We start from the raw sequence: 20,700 nt of genomic DNA on the forward strand, positions 1-20,700 counted from the left end.
CCACCCGATGAGGCTTGAGAAGGCACCCATGCAAACTGTCGAGACGTTGAACGAGGGGCTCAAGCGCGCCTACACGCTGACCATTCCGGCGGCCGAGATCACCGCCAAGGTGGACGCCGAGGTGAAGCGCGCCGCGCCGGAAGTGCGCATGCCCGGCTTCCGCCCCGGCAAGGTGCCCGCCAACCTCATCAAGAAGATGCACGGCCCCGCGCTGGAGCGCGACGCGCTCAACAGCGCGGTGCAGGAAGGCGTCCAGTCGCTGATCGCCGAGCAGGGCCTGCGCCCCGCAATGCAGCCGCAGGTCGAGCTGGACGACTATGAGCCCGGCAAGAATGCCGAGGTGAAGGTCACGCTCGAAGTGCTGCCGCAGGTGCCGGCGCCGTCGATCGACGGCCTCACGCTCGAGCGGCTGACGGTCGAGCCCGAGGACAGCGCGATCGACGCGCTGATCGGCCGCTTCGCCGCGCAGCAGCAGAGCTTCGAACCGGCGCTCGACGGCCATCCGGCGGTCGAGGGCGACCAGGTCGTGGTCGATTTCGTCGGCAAGACCGAAGACGGCGTCGCCTTCCCGGGCGGCACCGGCGAGGACATGCCGGTCGAGCTCGGCTCGGGCCGCCTGATCCCCGGCTTCGAGGCGCAGCTCGAGGGCGTGAAGGTCGGCGAGGAGAAGACGCTCCACGTCACCTTCCCCGAAAATTACGGCGAGAAGAGCCTCGCGGGCAAGCCCGCCACGTTCGACATCACGCTCAAGGCGATCAACACGCCCAAGGCGGCGACGATCGACGACGAGTTCGCCAAGTCGCTCGGCCTCGAGGGCCTCGACAAGCTGCGCGAGCTGTTCAAGGGCCAGGTCGAGCAGGAGCTGAACGGCCTCACCCGCACCCACATGAAGCGCAAGCTGCTCGACCAGCTCGCCGCCGGCCACGATTTCCCGGTGCCGCCGTCGATGGTCGAGGCCGAGTTCCAGCAGATCTGGCAGCAGCTCGAGCATGAGGCGACCCACGAGGCCGACCCCGCCGCGGCGATGGCCGAGGTCGAGAAGGAGCGTGACGATTATGTCGCGATCGCCGAGCGCCGCGTGCGCCTCGGCCTGCTCCTCTCCGAGATCGGCCAGCAGAACGGCGTCGAGGTGAGCGGGCAGGAGATGCAGCGCCTCGCCACGCAGGCCGCGCAGCAATACGCGCCGAAGGATCGCGAGCGGTTCATGGAATATGTCCAGCAGGATCCGATCGCGGCCGCCCAGCTGCGCGCGCCGCTGTACGAGGACAAGGTCGTCGACTTCCTGTTCGACAAGGCCGAGGTCACCGATCGCGCCGTGACCCGCGCCGAGCTGGAAGCGGCGATCGAATCCGAGGACGGCTTCGCCACCGGCACGCACGTCCACGATCATCACGACCACGACCATGATCACCACAGCCACGATCACGGGCATGACCACGATCACCATGGCCACGACCATGACGCAGCAGAGCCCGCCGAGCAGGCGGCCGAAGCGAGCGCCGAGGCCGAGCCGGCACCGGCCAAGAAGCCCGCCGCCAAGCGAACCAAGAAGTCGGAGAGCGTGAGCGAGGCTTCGGCCGAGGAAGCGCCCGAGCTAGCCGAGGCCACGCCCGCGCCGAAGAAGCGCGCCGCCAAGAAGAAGACCGAGGCCGAGGGCTGATGCGCGCAGGATCGACGGCGGCGTCCCTCCGCGTCGCCGTCATCCTGCCCTGCTATAACGAGGAGGCCGCGATCGGCCTCACCGTCGCTGGTTTCCGCGCGGCGCTGCCCGACGCCGCCATCTACGTCTACGACAATAACAGCCGCGACGGCACGCGCGCGGCGGCCGCCGCTGCCGGCGCGATCGTCCGATCCGAGCCGATGCAGGGCAAGGGCCATGTCGTCCGGCGCATGTTCGCCGACGTCGAGGCCGACATCTACGTCATGGCCGATGGCGACGCGACCTACGACGCCGCCGCCGCGCCCGCGCTGATCGCGCGGCTGATCGACGACCGGCTCGACATGGTCGTCGGCGCGCGCGAGGACGAGGTCGAGGCCGCCTATCGCCGCGGCCACCGCTTCGGCAATGCATTGCTCACCGGCATCCTCTCGCGCATCTTCGGGCGCACCTTCAGCGATATCTTGTCGGGCTATCGCGTCTTCTCGCGCCGCTTCGTGAAGAGCTTCCCGATCCTGTCGCAGGGCTTCGAGATCGAGACCGAGATCAGCGTCCACGCGCTCGAACTGCGCATGCCGGTGGCGGAGATCGTCACCCGCTACGGCGCGCGGCCCGAAGGATCGGCGTCGAAGCTGTCGACCTATCGCGACGGCTGGCGCATCCTGCGCACGATCCTGAGCCTGTTCCGGCTGGAACGGCCGTTCCTGTTTTTCGGCGCGATCGGCTTCGCCTTCGGGCTGCTGGCGCTGGCGCTGGCGACGCCGCTGGTCGTCACCTACGCCCGCACCGGCCTCGTGCCGCGCTTCCCGACCGCGATCCTCGTCACCGGGGTGGTGATCCTCGCCTTCCTCAACGGCTTTTGCGGGCTGATCCTCGACAATGTCGTGCGCGGCCGGCTGGAGCTGCGGCGGCTCGCCTATCTCGCGCTGCCGGCCCCCGGCCTGCCCTCTTGAACTGCCCCCGGCGAAGGCCGATGTTGGCCCGCATCCGGGCAGAAGGATTAAGAGCGACCATGTCTTCCATCGACCACGCCGACATCACCGCGGGTCTCGTTCCGATCGTCATCGAGCAGTCGAACCGCGGCGAGCGCAGCTTCGACATCTATTCGCGCCTCCTGCGCGAGCGCATCGTTTTCGTCACCGGCCAGGTGGAAGACCATATGGCCTCGCTCATCACCGCCCAGTTGCTCTTCCTCGAGTCCGAGAACCCGAAGAAGGACATCTTCATGTACATCAACTCGCCGGGCGGCGTGGTGACGGCCGGCCTCGCGATCCACGACACGATGCAGTATATCCGTCCGCGCGTCGGCACGGTCTGCATTGGCCAGGCGGCGTCGATGGGAAGCTTCCTGCTCGCGGCGGGCGAGCCGGGCATGCGCGTCGCGCTCACCAACAGCCGCATCATGGTCCACCAGCCGTCGGGCGGGGCGCAGGGCATGGCGGCGGACATCGAGATCCAGGCGCGCGAGATCCTGCGCATGCGCCACGCGCTCAACACGCTCTATGCCAAGTATACCGGCAAATCGATCGAGGAGATCGAGCGGGCGATGGACCGCGACAAGTTCCTCGAGGCGGACGAGGCCAAGGCCTTCGGCATCATCGACGAGGTGTTCGACAAGCGCCCCTCGCCGGCCGAGGAAACGGCGCAGGCAGCCTGATCGATCGTTGCGACGGCCCGTCTTGTTTCGTCGCGCTTACGGGAACATATTGCATGATTGGCGGGGCTTGGCGCTGAAACGGAGCGTCAACCCTGCCTGGGCTATTGACCTTGCCGCATTGCGGCAGCGGGGGCTAGGATCGCCCCCGACTCACCCGGCCGATCATGGCCCGAGGACATGGACCTTATGACGAAACTCAGTGGCGGCGATTCGAAGAGCACGCTGTATTGCTCCTTCTGCGGCAAGTCGCAGCACGAGGTGCGCAAGCTCATCGCCGGACCGACCGTGTTCATCTGCGATGAGTGCGTCGAGCTGTGCAACGACATCATCCGCGAGGAGACGAAGGCCACCTTCGTCACGCGCAAGGATGGCAGCGTGCCGACGCCCGCCGAGATTTGCGGCGTGCTCAACGATTATGTGATCGGGCAGCAGCAGGCCAAGCGCGTCCTCTCGGTCGCGGTCCACAACCATTACAAGCGGCTCGCGCACGGCGCGAAGGGCGCCGAGGTCGAGCTCGCCAAGTCGAACATCCTGCTCGTCGGGCCGACCGGCTGCGGCAAGACCCTGCTCGCGCAGACGCTCGCCAAGACGTTCGACGTGCCCTTCACGATGGCCGACGCGACCACGCTGACCGAGGCCGGTTATGTCGGCGAGGATGTCGAGAACATCATCCTCAAGCTGCTCCAGGCCTCCGACTACAATGTCGAGCGGGCGCAGCGCGGCATCGTCTACATCGACGAGATCGACAAGATCAGCCGCAAGGCCGACAATCCGTCGATCACGCGCGACGTGTCGGGCGAGGGCGTGCAGCAGGCACTGCTGAAGCTGATGGAGGGCACCACCGCCTCGGTGCCGCCGCAGGGCGGACGCAAGCATCCGCAGCAGGAATTCCTGCAGGTCGACACGACCAACATCCTCTTCATCTGCGGCGGCGCGTTCGCCGGGCTGGAGCGGATCATCGGCGACCGCCTGCAGGGCAAGTCGATCGGCTTTGGCGCCTATGTCGCGACGCCCGAGGAGCGGCGCGTCGGCGAGACGCTGCGCCAGTGCGAGCCCGAGGATCTGCTCAAGTTCGGCCTGATCCCCGAATTCGTCGGCCGCCTGCCGGTGATCGCGACGCTGGAGGATCTGGACGAGCCGGCCTTGGTCAAGATCCTGGCCGAGCCGAAGAACGCGCTGGTGAAGCAGTATCAGAAGTTGTTCGAGATGGAGGGCGTGAAGCTCACCTTCACCGACGAGGCGCTGTCGGCGGTCGCCAAGAAGGCGATCCTGCGCAAGACCGGTGCGCGCGGCCTGCGCTCGATCCTCGAGGGCATGCTGCTCGACACGATGTTCGACCTGCCGTCGATGGACGATATCGACGAGATCGTCATCGACCGCGACGTGGTCGACGGCCGCAAGGAGCCGGTGCGCGTCTTCGCCAAGAAGACCAAGGAAAAGGCCGGCGACGCCGCCTGAGGCGGCTCGCTTCCGATCCATGCCTGCCGTCGCCCCGGTCCGCCGGGGTGACGGCAAGCGAGATCACTCCGCCGGCGTGAAATCCAGGATCGCGGCGACCTCATCATAATCCGCCGCGAGCGCCTGCACGCCCAGCGCGCGCAGACGATCGCCATGATCGGCGTCGCAATGCGTCGCGGCACACAGGCCGATGACGTAGCCACCCGACGCCACCGCGCCGGTCGCGCCCACCACCGAATCCTCGATGATCACGCAGGCCTCGATCGGCACCCCAAGCTGCGCGGCGGCGTGGAGATAGAGATTGGGCGCCGGCTTGCCGCGCACGACATGCTCGCGCCCGCTATAGACGTGCCGCCCGAAGCGATCGGCGAGGCCGATATGCGCGAGGTGCGCGTTGATCCAGTGGCTCGTGCTCGACGAGACCACCGCGATCGGCAGGTCCGCCGGCAACGACGCGACGAACGCCACCGCGCCCGCCACCGGCGCGACGCCCTCGGCGACCGCGCGCGCATCCTCGATCGCGCGTGCTTCGCGAAACGCCTGCGGGAGCGGGCCGCCGATCCACGCCGTCACCGCTTCGACGAACTGGCTGCCGGCGAGCCCGGTGAAGCGATGGATCGCCACCTCGGGCGTGGTCGGGTGGCCGAGCGTGGTCAGCGTCGCGGCGATGTGCACCGCGCTCGCATATTCGCTCTCGATCAGCACGCCGTCGAAATCGAACAGGATTGCGGCCGCCTGCATCAGCGCGCTCCGAACAATGCGGTGCCGACGCGGACGTGCGTCGAGCCGAGCATCACCGCGGTCTCGTAATCGCCCGACATGCCCATGCTGAGCCCCGCCAGCCCGTGATCGCGCGCCAGCTTGGCGAGCAAGGCGAAATAAGGTGCCGGCTCCACGTCGAGCGGCGGCACGCACATCAGGCCGGCTATGGGCAGGCCGAGCGCGCGGCAATGGTCGAGCAGCCCCGGCACGCCTTCGATCGCGCAGCCGCCCTTCTGCGGCTCGGCGCCGATATTGACCTGGACGAAGCAGGCCGGCGCGCGGCCCTGCGCGTCGATCGCGCGCATCAGCGCGTCGGCGAGGCTCGGCCGGTCGAGCGCGTGGATCGCATCGAACAGCGCCACCGCCTGCGCCGCCTTGTTCGACTGGAGCTGGCCGACGAGGTGCAATGCGATATCCGGCGTCGCTTCCTTCAGCGCCGGCCACTTCTCCTCGGCCTCCTGCACGCGATTCTCGCCGAATACGCGCTGGCCGGCGGCGATCAGCGGCACGATCGCGTCGGCCGGATGCGTCTTCGAGACCGCGACCAAAGTCACCGCCGACGCCGGGCGGTCGGCGAGCCGCGCGGCGCGGGCGATGCGGTCGCGCGTCGCGGCGAGGCGCGTCGCGGGCGTGTCGGGGTCGATCGGGAGCATCGCGGCGCTATAGAAAGCAGGATGCGCCGCCGCCACCCTCTCCCGCATCTATGGCTGATGACCGACGAGCGGATGGGCGACGCTTTGTGGGTCGCGCTGGCGCGACTGCCGCGCGGTGGCGGTGTGATCTTCCGCCACTATCGCACGCCCCTGCCGGAGCGACGCGTTCTGTTCGCACACGTACGGACGATCGCGCGCGCGCGGCGGCTGGTGCTGGTGCTGGCGGGCGATCCGCGCATCGCCGCGGCGTGGCGGGCGGACGGCGTCCACGGCGCACATGGCGGCCGGGGGCTGCTCCACACCGCGCCCGTGCATGATCGCCGCGCGCTGATCGCCGCGGCGCGCGCCGGCGCCGATCTGGTGCTGCTGTCGCCGGTCTTCCCGACGCGCTCGCATCCCGGTGCTGTGACGCTCGGCGCGATACGGTTCGGGCTGGCCGCGCGGGACGTTCGCCCGCCGGTGATCGCGCTGGGGGGAATGACGGCGGCGCGCTTCCGTCGCGTGGGGCCGCTCGGCGCTTATGGCTGGGCGGCGATCGACGCGTGGAGCGCCGATACGGACGCGATCAGAACTTGAAGGTCGTGCCCAGGTAGACGGCCTGACTGTCGCGCTTGTTGTCGAGGAAGCTCATCAGCTGGTCGTGCTGCGTCTTGTAGCGCAGCCCGCCGGTCAGATCGATATTGTGCGTGACCGAGTAGGATCCGCCGAGCCCGACCGACCAGCTCTGGTCGATGCCGATCATCGCCGGATTGTCGGTATCGGAGCGTTCGGTGCCGAGATCGAACTTCGTCGCCCAGCGCTTGCCGGAGAAGCTGAGGCCGATGTCGGCCGATTCGCGCCCGGTCGGCAGCAGGCCGCCGTCGATCTTCGACACGTCGCCGGACAAAGCGAACCGCTTCCAGCCGACCGACGCCCCGAGGCTGTAGGCCGACGGCGCCAGCCCGTCGCTGGCGAGCACCAGGGTCTTCGCCGCTTCGCTGCGCGTGACCATGCGCGCGCGCACCGCGACCGTCACCGCACGGCGGCTCGGCGTGGTGCCCGACGGCGTGAAGCGGAACGCGCCGCCCGCGAAATTGCCCGTACCGAGCCCGCTGCGCGCGAATTCGGCGGCGACGCGCGGATCGGCGGCGGCGGGCGTGAACGCGCCGAAACCGGGCGCGTCGGCGGCGAGATTGGTATGGATCAGCAGCGGGCGCGGCGCGCGATGACGCGTGCGGGCATCGGCCGAGGCGGACGCAAGCAGGACGCAGCAAAGCGCTATCGCGCCGCCCGTTCCCTTTGCCATGCCTCGAATCACTCTCATCTCGCCCGACTTATTGCCTCGTCTGGTGGCGATGCGCCTACCATGCGGAAGCCCCCCTGTTCCATGCCGGTTACGGAATCATTGCAAGCTGTTGCATTGCCTCCACAGCCATCCGCAAAAGCAGCCCGCCGCACCCCGCTTGCGGGCCGGACGCGACCTTCTATAACGGCGCGGCTTATCCCTGACACCCAAGGCTTTCTTTGATGATCCGTGCTTCCCGTCTCGCACTCGGCCTCATGCTGTGCGCCAGCCTTGGGGCATGCGCGCACCATCACAAGCCGCGCGTGAAAGCGGAGGCGCCGTCCCGCCTCACCCAGATCGGCGTGAACGCCTATCTGTGGCGCGCTTCGCTCGACACCTTGTCGTTCATGTCGATCGCGCAGACCGACAGCAATGGCGGCGTGATCGTCACCAACTGGTACGTCAATCCGCGCGTCCCGACCGAGCGGATGAAGGTCTCGGTCACGATCCTCGACCAGGATCTGCGCGCCGACGCCGTCCGCGTGGCCGCCGCGCGCCAGATCCTGCAGAACGGCCAGTGGGTCGATGCCGCCGTGCAGGCCGCGACCGACGCCAAGCTGGAGGAAGTCATCCTGCAGAAAGCGCGCGACCTGCGCCGCAACGCGGCCGGCTGAGCCTAGTCCATGAGCGAGCGGTTCGAGCCCCGCGACAGCGACGCGCGCTGGCAGCGGGAGTGGGAGACGCGCGGCACGTTCCACGCCGACGATCATAGCCCCAAGCCCAAAAGCTACGTGCTGGAGATGTTCCCCTATCCGTCGGGGCGCATCCACATGGGCCATGTCCGCAATTACACGATGGGCGACGTGCTGGCGCGCTATCGCCGCATGACCGGGCACGAAGTGCTCCACCCGATGGGGTGGGACGCGTTCGGCATGCCCGCCGAGAATGCGGCGATGGAAAAGGGCGTCCACCCCGGCGACTGGACCCGTTCCAACATCGCGGCGATGAAGGCGCAGCTGAAGCGCCTCGGCTTCGCGCTCGACTGGAGCCGCGAACTCGCGACCTGCGAGCCCGATTATTACGGGCAGGAACAGGCGCTGTTCCTCGATCTGTACGAAGCCGGGCTGGTCTATCGCAAGGAAAGCGCGGTCAACTGGGATCCGGTCGACATGACCGTGCTCGCCAACGAGCAGGTGATCGACGGGCGCGGCTGGCGCTCGGGCGCATTGGTCGAGCGGCGCAAGCTCAGCCAGTGGTTCCTCAAGATCACCGATTTCGCCGACGAACTGCTCGACGGGCTGGATGCCCTCGACGGCTGGCCAGACAAGGTCAAGCTGATGCAGGCCAACTGGATCGGCCGCTCGCGCGGGCTGCGCTTCCGCTTCGCGGTCGAGAACGGCCCGCTGCCGCATGTCGAGGTGTTCAGCACGCGCCCCGACACGATCTTCGGCGCATCGTTCGTCGCGGTGGCGATCGATCATCCGCTGGCGCAGGCGCTGAAGGACACGACGCCCGGCCTCGCCGCCTTCATCGACGAATGCCGCCAGACCGGCACCGCGGCGGCCGAGGTCGAGACCGCCGAGAAGAAGGGCTTCGACACCGGCCTGTCGGCGGTCCACCCACTCGATCCCGCATGGCGACTGCCGGTGTTCGTCGCGAACTTCGTGCTGATGGAATATGGCACCGGCGCGGTGTTCGGCGTGCCGGCGCACGACCAGCGCGATCTCGATTTCGCGCGCAAATATATGCTGCCGGTGACGCGCGTCGTCGCGAAGTCGCCCGATCATGCCAACGATCCGATCGGCGACGAGGCCGACACCGATCCGGGCATGATCGTCAATTCGCGCTTCCTCGACGGGCTGGCGAGCGAGGATGCCAAGGGCATCGTCATCGGCCGTGCCGAGGCCGATGGCTGGGGCGAGGGCACGACCGTCTTCCGCCTGCGCGACTGGGGCGTCAGCCGCCAGCGTTACTGGGGTACGCCGATCCCGATCGTGCATTGCGAAGCCTGCGGCCCGGTCGCGGTGCCGAAGGCGCAATTGCCGGTGGTGCTGCCCGACGACGTCAGCTTCGACATTCCCGGCAATCCGCTCGACCGGCACCCGACGTGGAAGCATGTCGATTGCCCGACGTGCGACGCGCCCGCACGGCGCGAGACCGACACGCTCGACACCTTCGTCGATTCGTCGTGGTATTTCATCCGCTTCGCCAGCCAGCCCAAGGACAAGCCGTTCGATCGCGCGGTGGCCGAAAGCTGGCTGCCGGTCGGCCAGTATATCGGCGGGGTCGAGCATGCGATCCTCCATTTGCTCTATGCGCGCTTCTGGACGCGCGCGCTCCAGCGGGTCGGCCAGATCGACATCGCCGAGCCGTTCACCGGCCTGTTCACCCAGGGCATGGTGACGCACGAAACCTATTATGAGGAGGATGCGGAGACCGGCCGCATCACCTGGTTCGGCACCGACGAGATCGACCGGCGCGACGGGGGCGCCTTCCTCAAGGATGGCGGCCCGCAGATCACGGTCGGCCGCGTCGAGAAGATGTCGAAGTCGAAGAAGAACACGGTCGATCCGGCGCCGATCCTCGATCATTACGGCGCGGACGCGGTGCGCTGGTTCATGCTGTCCGACAGCCCGCCCGAGCGCGATCTGCCGTGGTCGGTCGCGGGGATCGAGGGCGCGGCGCGTTTCGTCCAGCGCGTATGGCGCGCGAGCGCGGCCGAAGGCGGTGCGGGCCGCGACGCCGCGCTCGACCGCAAGCTCCACCAGACGATCGCCGGCGTCGCCGTCGATATCGAGGCGCTGTCGTTCAACAAGGCGGTCGCCAAGCTCTACGAACTGGTCGGCGCGATCGAGAAGGCCGCCCCCACCGCCTCGCGCGCCGAGGCGGGCCGCACGCTGATCCGGCTGGTCGCGCCGATGGTGCCGCACATCGCCGAAGAGGCGTGGGTGCGCGCTGGCGAGGATGCGCTGGTCGCCGATGCCGCGTGGCCCGACGTCGATCCAGCCTTGCTGGTCGAGGACGAGGTGACGATCGCCGTCCAGATCAACGGCAAGCTGCGCGACACGCTGAGCGCGCCGAAGGGCACCGACCGGCCGACGCTGGAGGCGATGGCGCTCGCCTCCGAGAAGATCCTGCGCGTGCTGGAAGGCGCCACCCCGAAGAAGGTGGTGGTGGTGCCCGACCGGCTGGTCAACATCGTCGCATGAGGCGCTGGCTGGCCCTCGCCGCCGCGCTGGCGCTGGGCGGATGCGGGCTGCACCCGCTCTACGAGGGCGGCGGGCGCGGCCCGGTCGCGCAGATGCTCGGCCAGGTCGAGGTCGGCGCCATCCGCGGCCAGTCCGGCTGGCTGATGAAGCATGCGCTGGAGACCCGGCTCGGCGCCGGCGGCAGCAGCGAGGTGCGCTATCGGCTCGAGGTCGAGATTGACGACCAGATCAACGCGTTCGGCGTGCGCACCGATAATTCGGTGACGCGCGAGCGGCGGGCGCTGCGCGCGCGCTATCGGCTGGTCGAGGTATCCGACGGCACGGTGGTGCTCGACGCGACCGCCGGATCGGACGCGGGCATCGACGTCGTCACCTCCGAATATGCCGTGATCGCCGCCGAGCAGACCGCGCTCGAGAACCTGACCGAGCAGGTTGCCGACCAGATCGTCTCGCGCGTCGCGCTCTATGCGGTGCACGGCGGCAAGCCGGCGACGGCGCCACGGTGAAACCGGCCGAAGCCGCGCTGCTGCGCGCGCTCGACGGCGCCGATCCGGCGATCCGCCTCTATCTGCTGCACGGCCCCGACGAGGCGGGATCGCGCGCGCTCGCCGCGCGGCTCGGCAAGGCGCTGGGCGCGGATGCCGAGCGGATCGACCTCACCTCGGCCATGCTCAAGGCCGATCCGGCCCGGCTGGCGGACGAGGCGGCGGCGATCGGCCTGTTCGGCGGGCGCCGCTGGATCCGGCTCGATCCCGCCGCTGACGATGCCTGCGATGCCATTGCGGCGTTGCTGGAGGCACCGGCAGCGGGCAATCCGGTCGCCGCGATCGGCGGAACCCTGCGCAAGGATGCGCGCCTGCTGAAGCTCGTCCAGGCAAGCGGCGCGGCGCTTGCCCATGCGAGCTATCTGCCCGAAGGACGCGACGCCGATGCGCTGGTGACCGAGATGGCACGCGCGCTCGGGCTGCAGGCGCGGCCGGACGTCGCGCGCCGGCTGGCCTCCGCCACCGGCGGCGATCGCGCGATCATCGGGCAGGAGCTGGAGAAGCTCGCCCTCTATCTCGATGCCGCCCCCGAACGGCCGCACCCGCTGGAGCATGACGCGCTGGACGCCCTGGGTGCCGCGACCGAGGAAGGCGACCTTTCGCGCCTGACGCGCGCGGTCTTCTCCGGCGAGCCGCAGGCGGTCGACGAGGAGCTGGCGCGGCTCGCGAGCGAAGGGGTGGAGGGGATCACGGTGTTGCGTGCCTTGTCGCGCCGGGCGTTGCAGCTGGCGCAGCTGCGGGCGCAGATGGCGGCGGGCGACAGCGTCGAGCATGTGATGCAGACCGCGGGGCGCGCAATCTTCTGGAAGGAGCAGGCGCAGATCCGCGCCGAACTGATGCGCTGGACGCCGGAGGGGCTGGCGACCGCCATCGGCCGGCTGGCGGAGGCGGAACGGCAGGTGAAGTCGCCCGGTTATCCCGGACATGCGCTCGTCGAACAGGAACTGTTGGCAATCAGCCGCTTCGCCGCACGCCGGCGTTAGCGTTGGAAATACAGGCGCGAGAGGCCCAGCCGCGCGTCGCTTTCCCCCACCTGGTCGAAGATGGTCTCCATTGATTCGATGGCTTCCGGCAGCATCTGGACGAAGATGCGGCGCCCGTCCTTGAGATCGGTGCGGCGCGAGATCATCCCCGAATCCTCCAGCTTCGTCAGCCAGCGCAGCCCGGTCGTCGACGGGACATTGGCGTAACTGACGACCGCCGAGACGCTGAGCATGCGGAACTCGCCATGGGCGATGTAGAGCGCCAGCAGCATATCCCATGCCGGTTCCGCGAACAGGTGGAGCCCCAGCACCTTGTTGCGGACTGCGCGCGCCTTCATCCACGCCTTCGCCGTGGTCAGCCGGCGGATGTCCGCGTCCGTGTTCATACCAAGCGTTTCAGAGGCGTTGATGGTTTGTGCACTTCTGACCTGCTGCCGACGAATGATCTCGTTCATTGCCCGCTTCTCCTCACATCGCACTGACGGCGAATTATTAACTAGACCGGGCGCGCCTCATCTTGTTCCGGATCGATCCACTTTGGTTGGAATAATACTGAAAACGGATCGGTGGCAATCAATCCTCTGGCAGGACCGAACGTTTTAATGCCATTCTGGCAATCATTAGATACATAAACGGACGGGATATTGTCATTCCGCCGGCTCGTTTCGTTCGCAGATGCAATAGAGAAGGGCGTTGACCACGCGCGCGGCACGCGGCAAGAGGCGCGCGACGCGGGTATAGCTCAATGGTAGAGCGGTAGCCTTCCAAGCTGCCAGATTTGGCAGTTTTCCGCGGCGTTTTGTGTAAAATCACGCGAAAACCGGCCCTTTCTTTTCAAAAGCTTAGCCGGACGCTGTAAAATATCAATCAGCCCCGCGCCTGCTGGATCAATCGCTCTCAGACGCGCTCCGCTCTATTATAGCGTGATGATCGACGCCGCGCTGAGATCAGCCTTCAGCTTCCGCGTCATTGGCGCTTGTGATGGTGATAGGTCGGCTTGCCTGCGGCGCATGCGGAGAGCAGCCGCAGGAGCAAGAGCGCGTGGTGTCAAACGGACCACGCCGCGCGCTTGATGCTGATCCGTAGAATCCCATCATCATCACCTTCGCTAACCTGCAGCAACAGCTAAACGGTTCGGGTATCGTTGTAACGGTGCTAAGTATGTGTCTGAAAATGCTTTTCAAAAAAACTCGGGCAGAATTCTAGTTAGCGCCGATGGTGCGAAGCGCTTTCATACAAGGCCATCAATTCGGATCAATAATTCTCAATACAATAGAGAGATTGCAAGACGCGACACTTGATCTGCCAGGACCAGCGTCGCGCGTAAGCTATGTATGTATGATCTCTTCAGTTCGGCAATTTACTACCTTCAAAATTTGCGTGTGCCAGCGATGCTCGTGATCGTGAACATTAACAATAAGGGCGCCCTGCGTTGCCTCTGCAATAAGATAATGAAAATAGGAAGGATCCACCATGCGGCTACAAGCTCTAAAACTGGCAAAACAGATAATGGCCGCACGGTTAATTCGAAAAAGGCATTTTACTCATGGCCTTTTTGATGAACATGCTTGGGACATATTGCTGCTTTTATACATTGCGGGAGAGGAAGGGCAGATTGTTACGGTCGAAGAAGTTGCGGAATTCACCGAGACTCGCCTGTCTTCACTCGATCGATGGCTTATTGTATTAAAGGCGCAATCAATCACTGTGCTGTCATCCTGGCCTCATCCCCACCTAGAGCTCATGCCAGAAGCAAAAACAAAAATGCTGTCCCTTCTCCTAGAAACATTGAGTCTTCAAAATGACGATCACACTGGCAACCTCGCGTCAGAGCTGGGCCTTATCCCTAATGAAGACCGCATTGGAAATTCTTGACGAAGGCGAAGGTTCTACTTCGGCCTGTCACCTTCAAACAGCGATCGACCATATGAGCCCAAAGGCAAACGAGGATAGGAAGCCCGCCATAACCGAATGAGCGTCGGCACACCGTTATCCGCCCATAACGGGATGCATTCGCGCACGATGTCCCCGGCGTTCGCGATCGCGGCGCGGTGTGCCGTCGATCCCGCGGGGTTCACGAGGAGCGCTATGGCTCAAGCTAAAGCGCTCGAAGCGGCTGCCTAGCCGAACAGATCGACAGGCCGGGGGCTGAAGTCGAGAGAAAGAGCCGAAAAGGAAGTGTTTAGATCGGACGGAGCGTTATACTTGGACGCCGGGGTTGGAATTGGCGTCCAGGGGAACGACCATGGTTCGTGTTCGCGGCATTCTGCCCGACGGGGTAAATCTTAATATGGAGGCGGTCCCATCCCCGGGTGATGGCGTCGCGCTAAGCGACCATAGGACATTCAATGTTTCCCGTGTCATTTGAGGTCGGGAGGCTGGCGACGAACGCGGTCCCTTCCATCCGAGCTAACACTCGCTCCAGCCGAAGCTTAGGCCGGCCCTCACGCACTGGCGGAGGAGCGATAGCGCCCCTCCCGCCGCTCGGGATCACGCTGCCGGCGTGAAATCGAGATAGTACGACTTGCCGACCTCGAACTGCAGGGCGGCATCGGGATTGTCGACGAGCATCTCGAGAGATCCCCATGGCGTGGCCTTGGTGAAGCGGCCGTCTTCGGACTGGACCTCTTCCGAGTAGACGGTATGGAACTTCACCACTCGGCCTTCGCCGTCCTCCTGCTTGAGGACGGCAAAGCAGTTGAATTTCGCGCGAACGGTCATTGCGGTTTCCTGTCGATAATGTGGCGGATGCTCAGGCGGCGACGGCCGCCGACGCGGTGCCCGGCTTCAGCGCCGTGGCCACATCGTTGTAGAGCGACTGAACCAGCTCGCGCGCGACGTCGCCGGCATCGGCCGCGAGTGAAGCCAGCCCGCCACCTGTGACATAGGTCAGGACGAGCGGCGCGGTGTTCGCCACCACCTGTTCGAACTTCTCGGCGCCCGTCAGCGTCGAGTCCTTCAGCGCCTTGATATCGGCGGTGACGGTGGCGCCGATCGAGGTCGTCTTGAGGGTGGCGACCACCTTCTGCGTCTCGGACAGGGCGAACTGCTCGACCGCGTGGCCGGCGGCGTGGAGCGCGGCCAGCTGCGCGGAGCTGAGGAATCCGACGAAAAGTTTGGACATGGTATTCTCCGATTGAAGGTCAGGCGGAAGGGCCAGCGCTGACGGCCTGACCGGCGGCAGCGACGGGAAGAGGGCCGGCGGCCGAAGCCGGAGGTATCTTGTTGATCAGCCGGAAGAGCCGGTCGTCGGCCTCGGGCTGGGGGTCGCCATTGAGCGCGGCCCATGCGGCGGCTAGGCGGGTATGGGAAAGGAAGGCGCGCGCCTGCGCCCAGCCGGTGGCGCCGGCGACCATGAGCGTGCCGACGATCGTCTCGACCATGGTGGCGATGAAGCCGTCGACTGCGCCCTGGTCGACAATCCCGCGCGTCACCAGCGCGGAGCCGGCGGCGACGAGGGCGTGACGGACGAGCGACGCGAGCAGGGCATGCACGGCCGTGGCGGCCGGCGCGGGAAGGTCGGACATGTGTGGTCCTTTAGGCTTCGTTGGTCGAGGCGGGCACGCCGGCGGCCGTCATCAGGACCGGATGGCCGAGCAGCGGCTGATCGGACGGCCAGCGGGCGGCGATGCAGCGCGCTTTCTCGATCCGGACGATCGACACGCGGTCGCCCTGATTGCCGCCCAGCACGTGGAAGGCCGTCAGATCCTCGCCGACGTAGAAGCCGACGTGGCCGCCGCCGGGGCGCTGGAACACCAGCACCGCGCCGGGCGCGAGCATGTCGCGCGCGATCGGCTTGCCCCACGTCGCCCAGCTCGTCGCGCGCACGCCGATCTTCATGCTCGACAGGTCGACGCCCGCCTCGCGGAAGCTTTCGGCGACGAACACGCCGCACCACGGCACGCTGTCGGCATTGTAGAGGACGCCCAGCACCTTGATCGTAAGCGCGCGCGCCCAGCCGATGATGGTTGGATTGTTGGCGACGCCGGCCGCTTCACGCGTGCCGACGAGCGCCCGCGCGCGGACGAGCCACGCGGGATCACTTTCCATAGTTAACCAGCCTTTAGGAGGCCTGCGGCTATAAAATGCACACAGGCGTGTTGGAGATGACGATGTCCAAGTATCTGTTCGCGAGCGCGTTTCTGGTCGGCATCACCGGCGTTCTGGCTGCCGCGCCGCTTGCGGCCTACGTGATCGGGATCGCCTAAGCGTTGGGGCGCGTCAGCGCTGGCTAAGCGACGTCCCCCCCGTCGATAATAGCCGTCTCCAATGTAAGGGCGATGTCAGGGCAGTTGGGCACATTCGGGGAGCCTGGCTGTCTACACCTCGGGGGCCAGGAAGTGCCCCGCCGCACCCCCGCGCGGCGGGGTGCGACGCTCAGTCTTGCTGATCGAGCTTCCGCAGCAACTCGATCTGATCTTCCGGAGGCCGCGATTGAGCCGGGCGCCGATACTGCGAGCGAAGCGCCGAGCCGATCGGGTTCTCGTCACGGATGACGTCGATGCGAACGTTGTCGGGTGCGCCGCTGCCGGCCGGCACCTTGACGACGTCGCCCGCGATGGAAGCGCGCGTGAACTGATCCAGCTGCGCCTCAGCCGCTCGCATGAACCGCGAGCGCAAGAGCTTGATCAGGCGGTCGGATGAGACTGCCGCGAGCGCCGAGCAGAACGCGCGCACGTCGCCGTGCAGGTCGAACTTGTCGGAGATGATGACCGCGAACAGCCCGACCAATCCGAGCAGCAGAGCATCGCCCAGCATCGCGCGCCAGCTGAGCCGTCGTCCTTCGCTCAGCGCGAGACCATAGCGGGCCGCCGTGCCGATCATCAGCCCCGCGCCGATCGCCCCATAGCGGCCCGCAGCATCCGCCTGCCAGGTCAACGGAACACCCATGCCGCAGCGACCAGCGCCATGACGATCGCTGCGTTGACCGCCATGCCGCGATGCACGCGGGCGAGGCCGATCTCGCGTTTGAGCGCGCGCGTGCCGAGCAGCAGGATGAGGGCGGCGCACATGGTCGCGATCGCCATGATCTCGATGCCGTCGCCGATGAGCGGCGGCCACGGTGTGCCGAACAGGCCTGGCAGAAAGGCCGGACCGAACAACCAGATCCCGATCGCCGTGACAGCGGTTGTGAGGCTGCGGTAGCGATCCAGAACGGTGGTCGACCGCCCCTGGGCGCCCCAACTCAGCACGACCATGCTGGCGAGCAGAAACAGCGCGAGACGCAACCCGATGCGGGTTGCGTCCACCCAGGCAGGCGCGCTCACTCTCCCGGCTGCCTGCCGGGAGATAGTTCGATCATCATCGTGAGGTCTCCAGCCTGCTAAAGACGCGGCGAGCGAGGTCGTTGATAGGGATGCGCTTCCAGCGCAGTTGCCGGTGAAGCGCGCCCTCGGTCCCAGCTCGGCGCGCTTCATTGCATCCATTTTGGATGATACGTGCATGGCGAGGTCGCCGGCACATCCCATCCCGACTATGGGTGGCGCACAGCGAGTCGCTGGGGCAAAGGGATGGAGCGCGGCGATACTGGACCGTCGCGCTCCATTTCGTCAGCTAACGGTAATCGGGGGGATCGTCAGGTCGGTCGACGTAACGCCGTCGGTCACGGTCAGCGTCCACGGACCATAGGTCCCCGCTGCCGTCGGCGTGCCGGTCCAATGGCCCGCGCGCGGGTTCAGCGTCAGGCCGGTCGGGAGCGCTGGGCTTCCCGCCTTCATCGAGAAGGTGCGCGCGACCGCACCGCCTGTTGCCATCGTTGCGAGCAGGTAGGGAGCGTTAAGCGTTGCAGCAGGCGGTGCGCCCGAAGGATCGGCCAGCTTAAGGCTAAGCGGCCAGCGTGGGATCTGCGTGCCCGCTGGATTGTAGCTCGCGCCGAGGTTGTTGATGCCCTCGATGACGGCATCGCGCGCCTTCGTGGACATATACCAGTTGCCGTTGAACTGATCGTAGCCGTCGGTCGGGTGATTGCGGTCGCTGTAAAGAATGTAGTCGTTGATGCCGTCATATTTTGGCGTGCCGACGTAGCCGGTGCCGATCTGCCAGCCGAAGTCGCCCGCCGAGCCCGGCGCATAGACGGAGCGGACGAACACGGAGAAGGGGTCGGCCCAGGTGTTGAACTGGGCGCGGAATGCCTCCTCGCGATTTTGAAGCGTGGTGCGGACCTGGATCACGCCGCCCCACATGCCGACGACGACGATCAGCGCTCGCGGGAAGTCTGCTCGGACCTGCTGCCAGAAGGCGTAGGCGGCCGGCGTGCTGATGCCCGCGCTCTCTGTATCGTTGTAGCCTGCGGCGATGACGACGATGTCGGGATCGATCGCCGGCTTGAGGTTCGGGACGACGAAGTCGGAATAGAATTGCGGGATCATCTTGATAAGGTTGCTGGTGATCGCCAGCGCCGACCCCGCGATGGCAGCCGTAACCGAACTCTTGACGCCCAGATATTGCGCCAAATTGTTCATCAGGTCGTCGCCGCGCAGCGAGTTGTTCGCCACGCCTGCGCTGTAGCTGTCACCGAAGACCGCCATCGTGACGGTATCGGCGCGCGTCGGCTTCGAGAAGATCGCCCCCGTGTCGGCACGGACGCCCTTGAAGCGCATCGCGGTATGCATCTCGACGGCGATTTCATACGTGCCGACCGCGCCGAGATCGTACTTCGTATAGACAACGCCGCTTCCGCCGGGGTTCGGCGCATAGCCCGCGCGCGTGGCGTGCGCGAGCCGGCCATTCACCCACAAGCGCATTGATGGGCTATTGTTCTCGCGGGTGATAACCTCGATGTAGCGCGTGTTCGCGATCGAGATGTTCCACTTGCCTGCATACTGCCAGACGGGCTGGCTGTTGGGCATGAAGGCGGCAGTGCTGCTATTGTTGTTCGGCGTGTCGTCCGCCTGCCCGACAATGAACATCGCCGGGTCGGTGGTGACGAACGGGACGCCACCTAGCACCTCGAACACGCCGGGATTGTTCTGATAGGTCACCTCGTTCGTCAGCGACGGTGTCAGCGACGAGACGGGCACGATCCCCAGCGGCGCGGTGTCGCGCGGACTGTTCGTCTGCGCGGCCGTCATCACACGCTGGAGTTTCGAGACGGTCGCCATACGCTGCTGGTCGACAGACGGGAGCGTCGGCCCCGTGCTGAGACTGGTGCCAAACAGGTAGCGACGCGCGGCGTGGCTGGTCATGGTCGTCCTTTCGGAAGAAGAAGTGCCGGCGCGCCGGCGGGTGGATCAGGCGGCGGTGCGGGCGGCCAGGCGGTCCATCATCTGGACCATGTAGGCGAAATCGATGTCCTTCGGCGCGACCTGCAGGGCGGCGTCCGCAATCTGGTGGAGCGCCGCGAATTCGGCCGACGCGACGACATCGGCGACCGCTTTGGCGGCGGCATCGCGTTTCGCCTGCGCCTCGGCGGCCGCGGCGGCGTCGGCCGCGGCGACGATCACGCGCGCGGCGGCGATCTCCTCGGCGGTCGGCGTCGAGGGGGCTTCGGTATCGGCCATGTCGGTCTCCGTGTTCTAGGTGGGCCACGCGGCCGCGACGGCGGCCGTGTTCTTCGCGGCGAGGGTGGCGGCGGCGCGGATTGCGACCTTGGTCTGCCGACGGACCAACTCGATCGCATTCAGCTTGGCGTTGGCGGCGGCGATCGCGTTCGTCACCATCGTGTAGGCCTTCGTCAGGTCGGAATAGCCCATCACCTGCATCTCCAGCGTCAGCAGCGGATAGGCCGCCGCGCGCGCCGCCGGCGTCATCAGGTTCAGCGCCGACAGGATGGCAGCGACCGTGCTGCCCAGCGTCGCCATCTTGTCGACCTCGGCCTGCTTTCGCCTGTAGAGGTCGGCCTGCCCCGGCACGGACGTGATCTGCGCCAGGCGCAGCTGGCCGGCCTTGGTGTCGATCATGGCGAGGCAGGCCGCTTCCGACATGAGGTCGATGAACGCGTTGGACGCGGGCACGTAGCTCGCCGTGTCCGGATATCCCGAGGCGATGGCGATGACGTGCTGGCCGTCGACCGCCGTCGGCTTGGTGGTTTCACCCGCAGCTGGCGACAGCCATGCGCCATCGCTGGACCGGATCAGCGCCCACCTCATGTGTTAGGCTGCATGTAGCTTTGGTTGACCTGCATGCCGACGTAGCTCCCGCTCTGGCTCACCACCGCGCGTAGATCGAAGGCCTGTTTCGGGCCGGAATTATAGAAGGTGCCCCCGGCATTGGCCTGACCGGGCTCCCCTGAGGCGTAGCCGAAACTATCCTCCGCGATGACGCCCCACGTGCCCTGCCCCGATGGGCTCACCTGGATCTGGAGATCGGTGGTCCCGTTTCCGCTGGGATATTTCGAGGTCACCGACGCGACCACCGTCACGCCCTGCCCGCTGTCGAGCAGGATCGCATTCGGATATTGCCACGTGCCCACGTCCAGCGTGATCGCCGGGAACGTGTTGCCGCCTGCTGCTCCAGCTGGCCCCTGCGGTCCTTGTGGCCCCGCCGGGCCGGCCGACCCGTTCGCGCCATTCGA

At 66.5% G+C, this 20,700-nt stretch carries 24 protein-coding genes; 10 read left to right on the forward strand and 14 right to left on the reverse strand.

Annotation, left to right across the window (positions count from 1 at the left end; translation table 11 throughout):
- Positions 1-28: 28 nt before the first annotated feature.
- The 4 genes from tig to clpX all read left to right on the forward strand — a co-directional run bounded on the left by tig (position 29) and on the right by clpX (position 4,772).
- Positions 29-1,660 (forward strand): trigger factor, encoded by a 1,632-nt coding sequence (tig, locus tag K8P63_RS18830; protein ID WP_223797511.1) that lies wholly within the window; start codon positions 29-31, stop codon positions 1,658-1,660.
- Positions 1,660-2,610, forward strand: coding sequence for a glycosyltransferase (locus tag K8P63_RS18835; RefSeq protein ID WP_223797512.1), 951 nt, complete (start codon positions 1,660-1,662; stop codon positions 2,608-2,610). The genes tig and K8P63_RS18835 overlap by 1 nt, the downstream gene beginning before the upstream one ends.
- Before the next feature lie 59 nt (positions 2,611-2,669).
- On the forward strand, positions 2,670-3,314 hold the full coding sequence (locus tag K8P63_RS18840; RefSeq protein WP_223797513.1) for an ATP-dependent Clp protease proteolytic subunit: 645 nt from the start codon (positions 2,670-2,672) through the stop codon (positions 3,312-3,314).
- Between the two features lie 186 nt (positions 3,315-3,500).
- Positions 3,501-4,772, forward strand: a complete 1,272-nt coding sequence (gene clpX / locus K8P63_RS18845) for an ATP-dependent Clp protease ATP-binding subunit ClpX (protein WP_223797514.1) — start codon at positions 3,501-3,503, stop codon at positions 4,770-4,772.
- A gap of 63 nt (positions 4,773-4,835) precedes the next feature.
- Here clpX and K8P63_RS18850 read toward each other — a convergent pair whose 3' ends face one another.
- Positions 4,836-5,513 carry an HAD family hydrolase gene (locus K8P63_RS18850; protein WP_223797515.1) on the reverse strand — a complete coding sequence of 226 codons (678 nt, stop codon included), beginning with the start codon at positions 5,511-5,513 and terminating at the stop codon, positions 4,836-4,838.
- On the reverse strand, positions 5,513-6,187 hold the full coding sequence (locus K8P63_RS18855; protein WP_223797516.1) for a YggS family pyridoxal phosphate-dependent enzyme: 675 nt from the start codon (positions 6,185-6,187) through the stop codon (positions 5,513-5,515). The genes K8P63_RS18850 and K8P63_RS18855 overlap by 1 nt, the downstream gene beginning before the upstream one ends.
- A 57-nt stretch (positions 6,188-6,244) precedes the next feature.
- Here K8P63_RS18855 and K8P63_RS18860 point away from each other — a divergent pair, with 57 nt between their 5' ends.
- The gene (locus K8P63_RS18860; RefSeq protein WP_223797517.1) at positions 6,245-6,763 is read left to right on the forward strand and encodes a thiamine phosphate synthase; all 519 of its coding nucleotides are present in this window, start codon (positions 6,245-6,247) and stop codon (positions 6,761-6,763) included.
- Here the strand turns inward: K8P63_RS18860 and K8P63_RS18865 are convergent.
- Positions 6,753-7,472 (reverse strand): hypothetical protein, encoded by a 720-nt coding sequence (locus K8P63_RS18865; protein WP_223797518.1) that lies wholly within the window; start codon positions 7,470-7,472, stop codon positions 6,753-6,755. The genes K8P63_RS18860 and K8P63_RS18865 overlap by 11 nt on opposite strands.
- Before the next feature lie 221 nt (positions 7,473-7,693).
- Between K8P63_RS18865 and K8P63_RS18870 the strand changes: the two genes are divergently transcribed.
- From K8P63_RS18870 to holA, 4 genes are read left to right on the forward strand one after another with little or no spacing between them, the layout of a single operon-like run.
- Positions 7,694-8,125 carry a DUF3576 domain-containing protein gene (locus K8P63_RS18870; protein ID WP_223797519.1) on the forward strand — a complete coding sequence of 144 codons (432 nt, stop codon included), beginning with the start codon at positions 7,694-7,696 and terminating at the stop codon, positions 8,123-8,125.
- Between the two features lie 9 nt (positions 8,126-8,134).
- On the forward strand, positions 8,135-10,660 hold the full coding sequence (leuS, locus tag K8P63_RS18875; RefSeq protein ID WP_223797520.1) for a leucine--tRNA ligase: 2,526 nt from the start codon (positions 8,135-8,137) through the stop codon (positions 10,658-10,660).
- Entirely contained in the window at positions 10,657-11,166 is a 510-nt protein-coding gene (gene lptE / locus K8P63_RS18880) for an LPS assembly lipoprotein LptE (protein ID WP_223797521.1), read from the forward strand. The genes leuS and lptE overlap by 4 nt, the downstream gene beginning before the upstream one ends.
- The gene (gene holA / locus K8P63_RS18885; RefSeq protein WP_223797522.1) at positions 11,163-12,188 is read left to right on the forward strand and encodes a DNA polymerase III subunit delta; all 1,026 of its coding nucleotides are present in this window, start codon (positions 11,163-11,165) and stop codon (positions 12,186-12,188) included. The genes lptE and holA overlap by 4 nt, the downstream gene beginning before the upstream one ends.
- Here the strand turns inward: holA and K8P63_RS18890 are convergent.
- Positions 12,185-12,643 carry a helix-turn-helix domain-containing protein gene (locus K8P63_RS18890; RefSeq protein WP_223797523.1) on the reverse strand — a complete coding sequence of 153 codons (459 nt, stop codon included), beginning with the start codon at positions 12,641-12,643 and terminating at the stop codon, positions 12,185-12,187. The genes holA and K8P63_RS18890 overlap by 4 nt on opposite strands.
- Positions 12,644-13,661: 1,018 nt before the next feature.
- Between K8P63_RS18890 and K8P63_RS18895 the strand changes: the two genes are divergently transcribed.
- Positions 13,662-14,063 carry a hypothetical protein gene (locus K8P63_RS18895; protein WP_223797524.1) on the forward strand — a complete coding sequence of 134 codons (402 nt, stop codon included), beginning with the start codon at positions 13,662-13,664 and terminating at the stop codon, positions 14,061-14,063.
- A 615-nt stretch (positions 14,064-14,678) separates the two neighbouring features.
- Here K8P63_RS18895 and K8P63_RS18900 read toward each other — a convergent pair.
- From K8P63_RS18900 to K8P63_RS18945, 10 genes are all read right to left on the reverse strand, one after another.
- Positions 14,679-14,909 (reverse strand): hypothetical protein, encoded by a 231-nt coding sequence (locus tag K8P63_RS18900; RefSeq protein WP_223797525.1) that lies wholly within the window; start codon positions 14,907-14,909, stop codon positions 14,679-14,681.
- A 31-nt stretch (positions 14,910-14,940) separates the two neighbouring features.
- Entirely contained in the window at positions 14,941-15,312 is a 372-nt protein-coding gene (locus K8P63_RS18905) for a hypothetical protein (protein WP_223797526.1), read from the reverse strand.
- A 19-nt stretch (positions 15,313-15,331) separates the two neighbouring features.
- Positions 15,332-15,715, reverse strand: coding sequence for a Pam3-gp28 family putative phage holin (locus tag K8P63_RS18910; RefSeq protein ID WP_223797527.1), 384 nt, complete (start codon positions 15,713-15,715; stop codon positions 15,332-15,334).
- Positions 15,716-15,725: 10 nt separating this feature from the next.
- Positions 15,726-16,238 (reverse strand): TIGR02594 family protein, encoded by a 513-nt coding sequence (locus K8P63_RS18915; RefSeq protein ID WP_223797528.1) that lies wholly within the window; start codon positions 16,236-16,238, stop codon positions 15,726-15,728.
- Positions 16,239-16,565: 327 nt separating this feature from the next.
- Complete coding sequence (locus K8P63_RS18920; RefSeq protein WP_223797529.1) at positions 16,566-17,066, reverse strand: hypothetical protein; 501 nt, start codon at positions 17,064-17,066, stop codon at positions 16,566-16,568.
- Complete coding sequence (locus tag K8P63_RS18925) at positions 17,063-17,455, reverse strand: hypothetical protein (protein ID WP_223797530.1); 393 nt, start codon at positions 17,453-17,455, stop codon at positions 17,063-17,065. The genes K8P63_RS18920 and K8P63_RS18925 overlap by 4 nt, the downstream gene beginning before the upstream one ends.
- A gap of 282 nt (positions 17,456-17,737) precedes the next feature.
- A complete protein-coding gene (locus tag K8P63_RS18930; protein ID WP_223797531.1) occupies positions 17,738-19,372 on the reverse strand; it encodes a GDSL-type esterase/lipase family protein in 1,635 nt (544 codons plus the stop codon).
- Between the two features lie 45 nt (positions 19,373-19,417).
- Positions 19,418-19,687, reverse strand: a complete 270-nt coding sequence (locus K8P63_RS18935) for a hypothetical protein (protein ID WP_223797532.1) — start codon at positions 19,685-19,687, stop codon at positions 19,418-19,420.
- A gap of 15 nt (positions 19,688-19,702) precedes the next feature.
- Positions 19,703-20,275 (reverse strand): hypothetical protein, encoded by a 573-nt coding sequence (locus K8P63_RS18940; RefSeq protein ID WP_223797533.1) that lies wholly within the window; start codon positions 20,273-20,275, stop codon positions 19,703-19,705.
- Positions 20,272-20,598 carry a hypothetical protein gene (locus K8P63_RS18945; protein WP_223797534.1) on the reverse strand — a complete coding sequence of 109 codons (327 nt, stop codon included), beginning with the start codon at positions 20,596-20,598 and terminating at the stop codon, positions 20,272-20,274. Before K8P63_RS18945 ends, K8P63_RS18940 begins: the two co-directional genes overlap by 4 nt.
- Positions 20,599-20,700 lie beyond the last annotated feature (102 nt).

The organism is Sphingomonas nostoxanthinifaciens (genome assembly GCF_019930585.1).
Lineage (GTDB): Bacteria > Pseudomonadota > Alphaproteobacteria > Sphingomonadales > Sphingomonadaceae > Sphingomonas_I > Sphingomonas_I nostoxanthinifaciens.

Coding starts and splice junctions, on each gene's coding strand:
- tig (WP_223797511.1), top strand. CDS start 29: ATGCAAACTGTCGAGACGTTGAACGAGGGGCTCAAGCGCGCCTACACG.
- K8P63_RS18915 (WP_223797528.1), bottom strand. CDS start 16,238: ATGGAAAGTGATCCCGCGTGGCTCGTCCGCGCGCGGGCGCTCGTCGGC.
- K8P63_RS18940 (WP_223797533.1), bottom strand. CDS start 20,275: ATGAGGTGGGCGCTGATCCGGTCCAGCGATGGCGCATGGCTGTCGCCA.
- clpX (WP_223797514.1), top strand. CDS start 3,501: ATGACGAAACTCAGTGGCGGCGATTCGAAGAGCACGCTGTATTGCTCC.
- K8P63_RS18930 (WP_223797531.1), bottom strand. CDS start 19,372: ATGACCAGCCACGCCGCGCGTCGCTACCTGTTTGGCACCAGTCTCAGC.
- leuS (WP_223797520.1), top strand. CDS start 8,135: ATGAGCGAGCGGTTCGAGCCCCGCGACAGCGACGCGCGCTGGCAGCGG.
- K8P63_RS18870 (WP_223797519.1), top strand. CDS start 7,694: ATGATCCGTGCTTCCCGTCTCGCACTCGGCCTCATGCTGTGCGCCAGC.
- K8P63_RS18910 (WP_223797527.1), bottom strand. CDS start 15,715: ATGTCCGACCTTCCCGCGCCGGCCGCCACGGCCGTGCATGCCCTGCTC.
- K8P63_RS18890 (WP_223797523.1), bottom strand. CDS start 12,643: ATGAACGAGATCATTCGTCGGCAGCAGGTCAGAAGTGCACAAACCATC.
- K8P63_RS18865 (WP_223797518.1), bottom strand. CDS start 7,472: ATGGCAAAGGGAACGGGCGGCGCGATAGCGCTTTGCTGCGTCCTGCTT.
- K8P63_RS18840 (WP_223797513.1), top strand. CDS start 2,670: ATGTCTTCCATCGACCACGCCGACATCACCGCGGGTCTCGTTCCGATC.
- lptE (WP_223797521.1), top strand. CDS start 10,657: ATGAGGCGCTGGCTGGCCCTCGCCGCCGCGCTGGCGCTGGGCGGATGC.
- K8P63_RS18895 (WP_223797524.1), top strand. CDS start 13,662: ATGCGGCTACAAGCTCTAAAACTGGCAAAACAGATAATGGCCGCACGG.
- K8P63_RS18900 (WP_223797525.1), bottom strand. CDS start 14,909: ATGACCGTTCGCGCGAAATTCAACTGCTTTGCCGTCCTCAAGCAGGAG.
- K8P63_RS18850 (WP_223797515.1), bottom strand. CDS start 5,513: ATGCAGGCGGCCGCAATCCTGTTCGATTTCGACGGCGTGCTGATCGAG.
- K8P63_RS18835 (WP_223797512.1), top strand. CDS start 1,660: ATGCGCGCAGGATCGACGGCGGCGTCCCTCCGCGTCGCCGTCATCCTG.
- K8P63_RS18860 (WP_223797517.1), top strand. CDS start 6,245: ATGACCGACGAGCGGATGGGCGACGCTTTGTGGGTCGCGCTGGCGCGA.
- K8P63_RS18905 (WP_223797526.1), bottom strand. CDS start 15,312: ATGTCCAAACTTTTCGTCGGATTCCTCAGCTCCGCGCAGCTGGCCGCG.
- K8P63_RS18855 (WP_223797516.1), bottom strand. CDS start 6,187: ATGCTCCCGATCGACCCCGACACGCCCGCGACGCGCCTCGCCGCGACG.
- K8P63_RS18935 (WP_223797532.1), bottom strand. CDS start 19,687: ATGGCCGATACCGAAGCCCCCTCGACGCCGACCGCCGAGGAGATCGCC.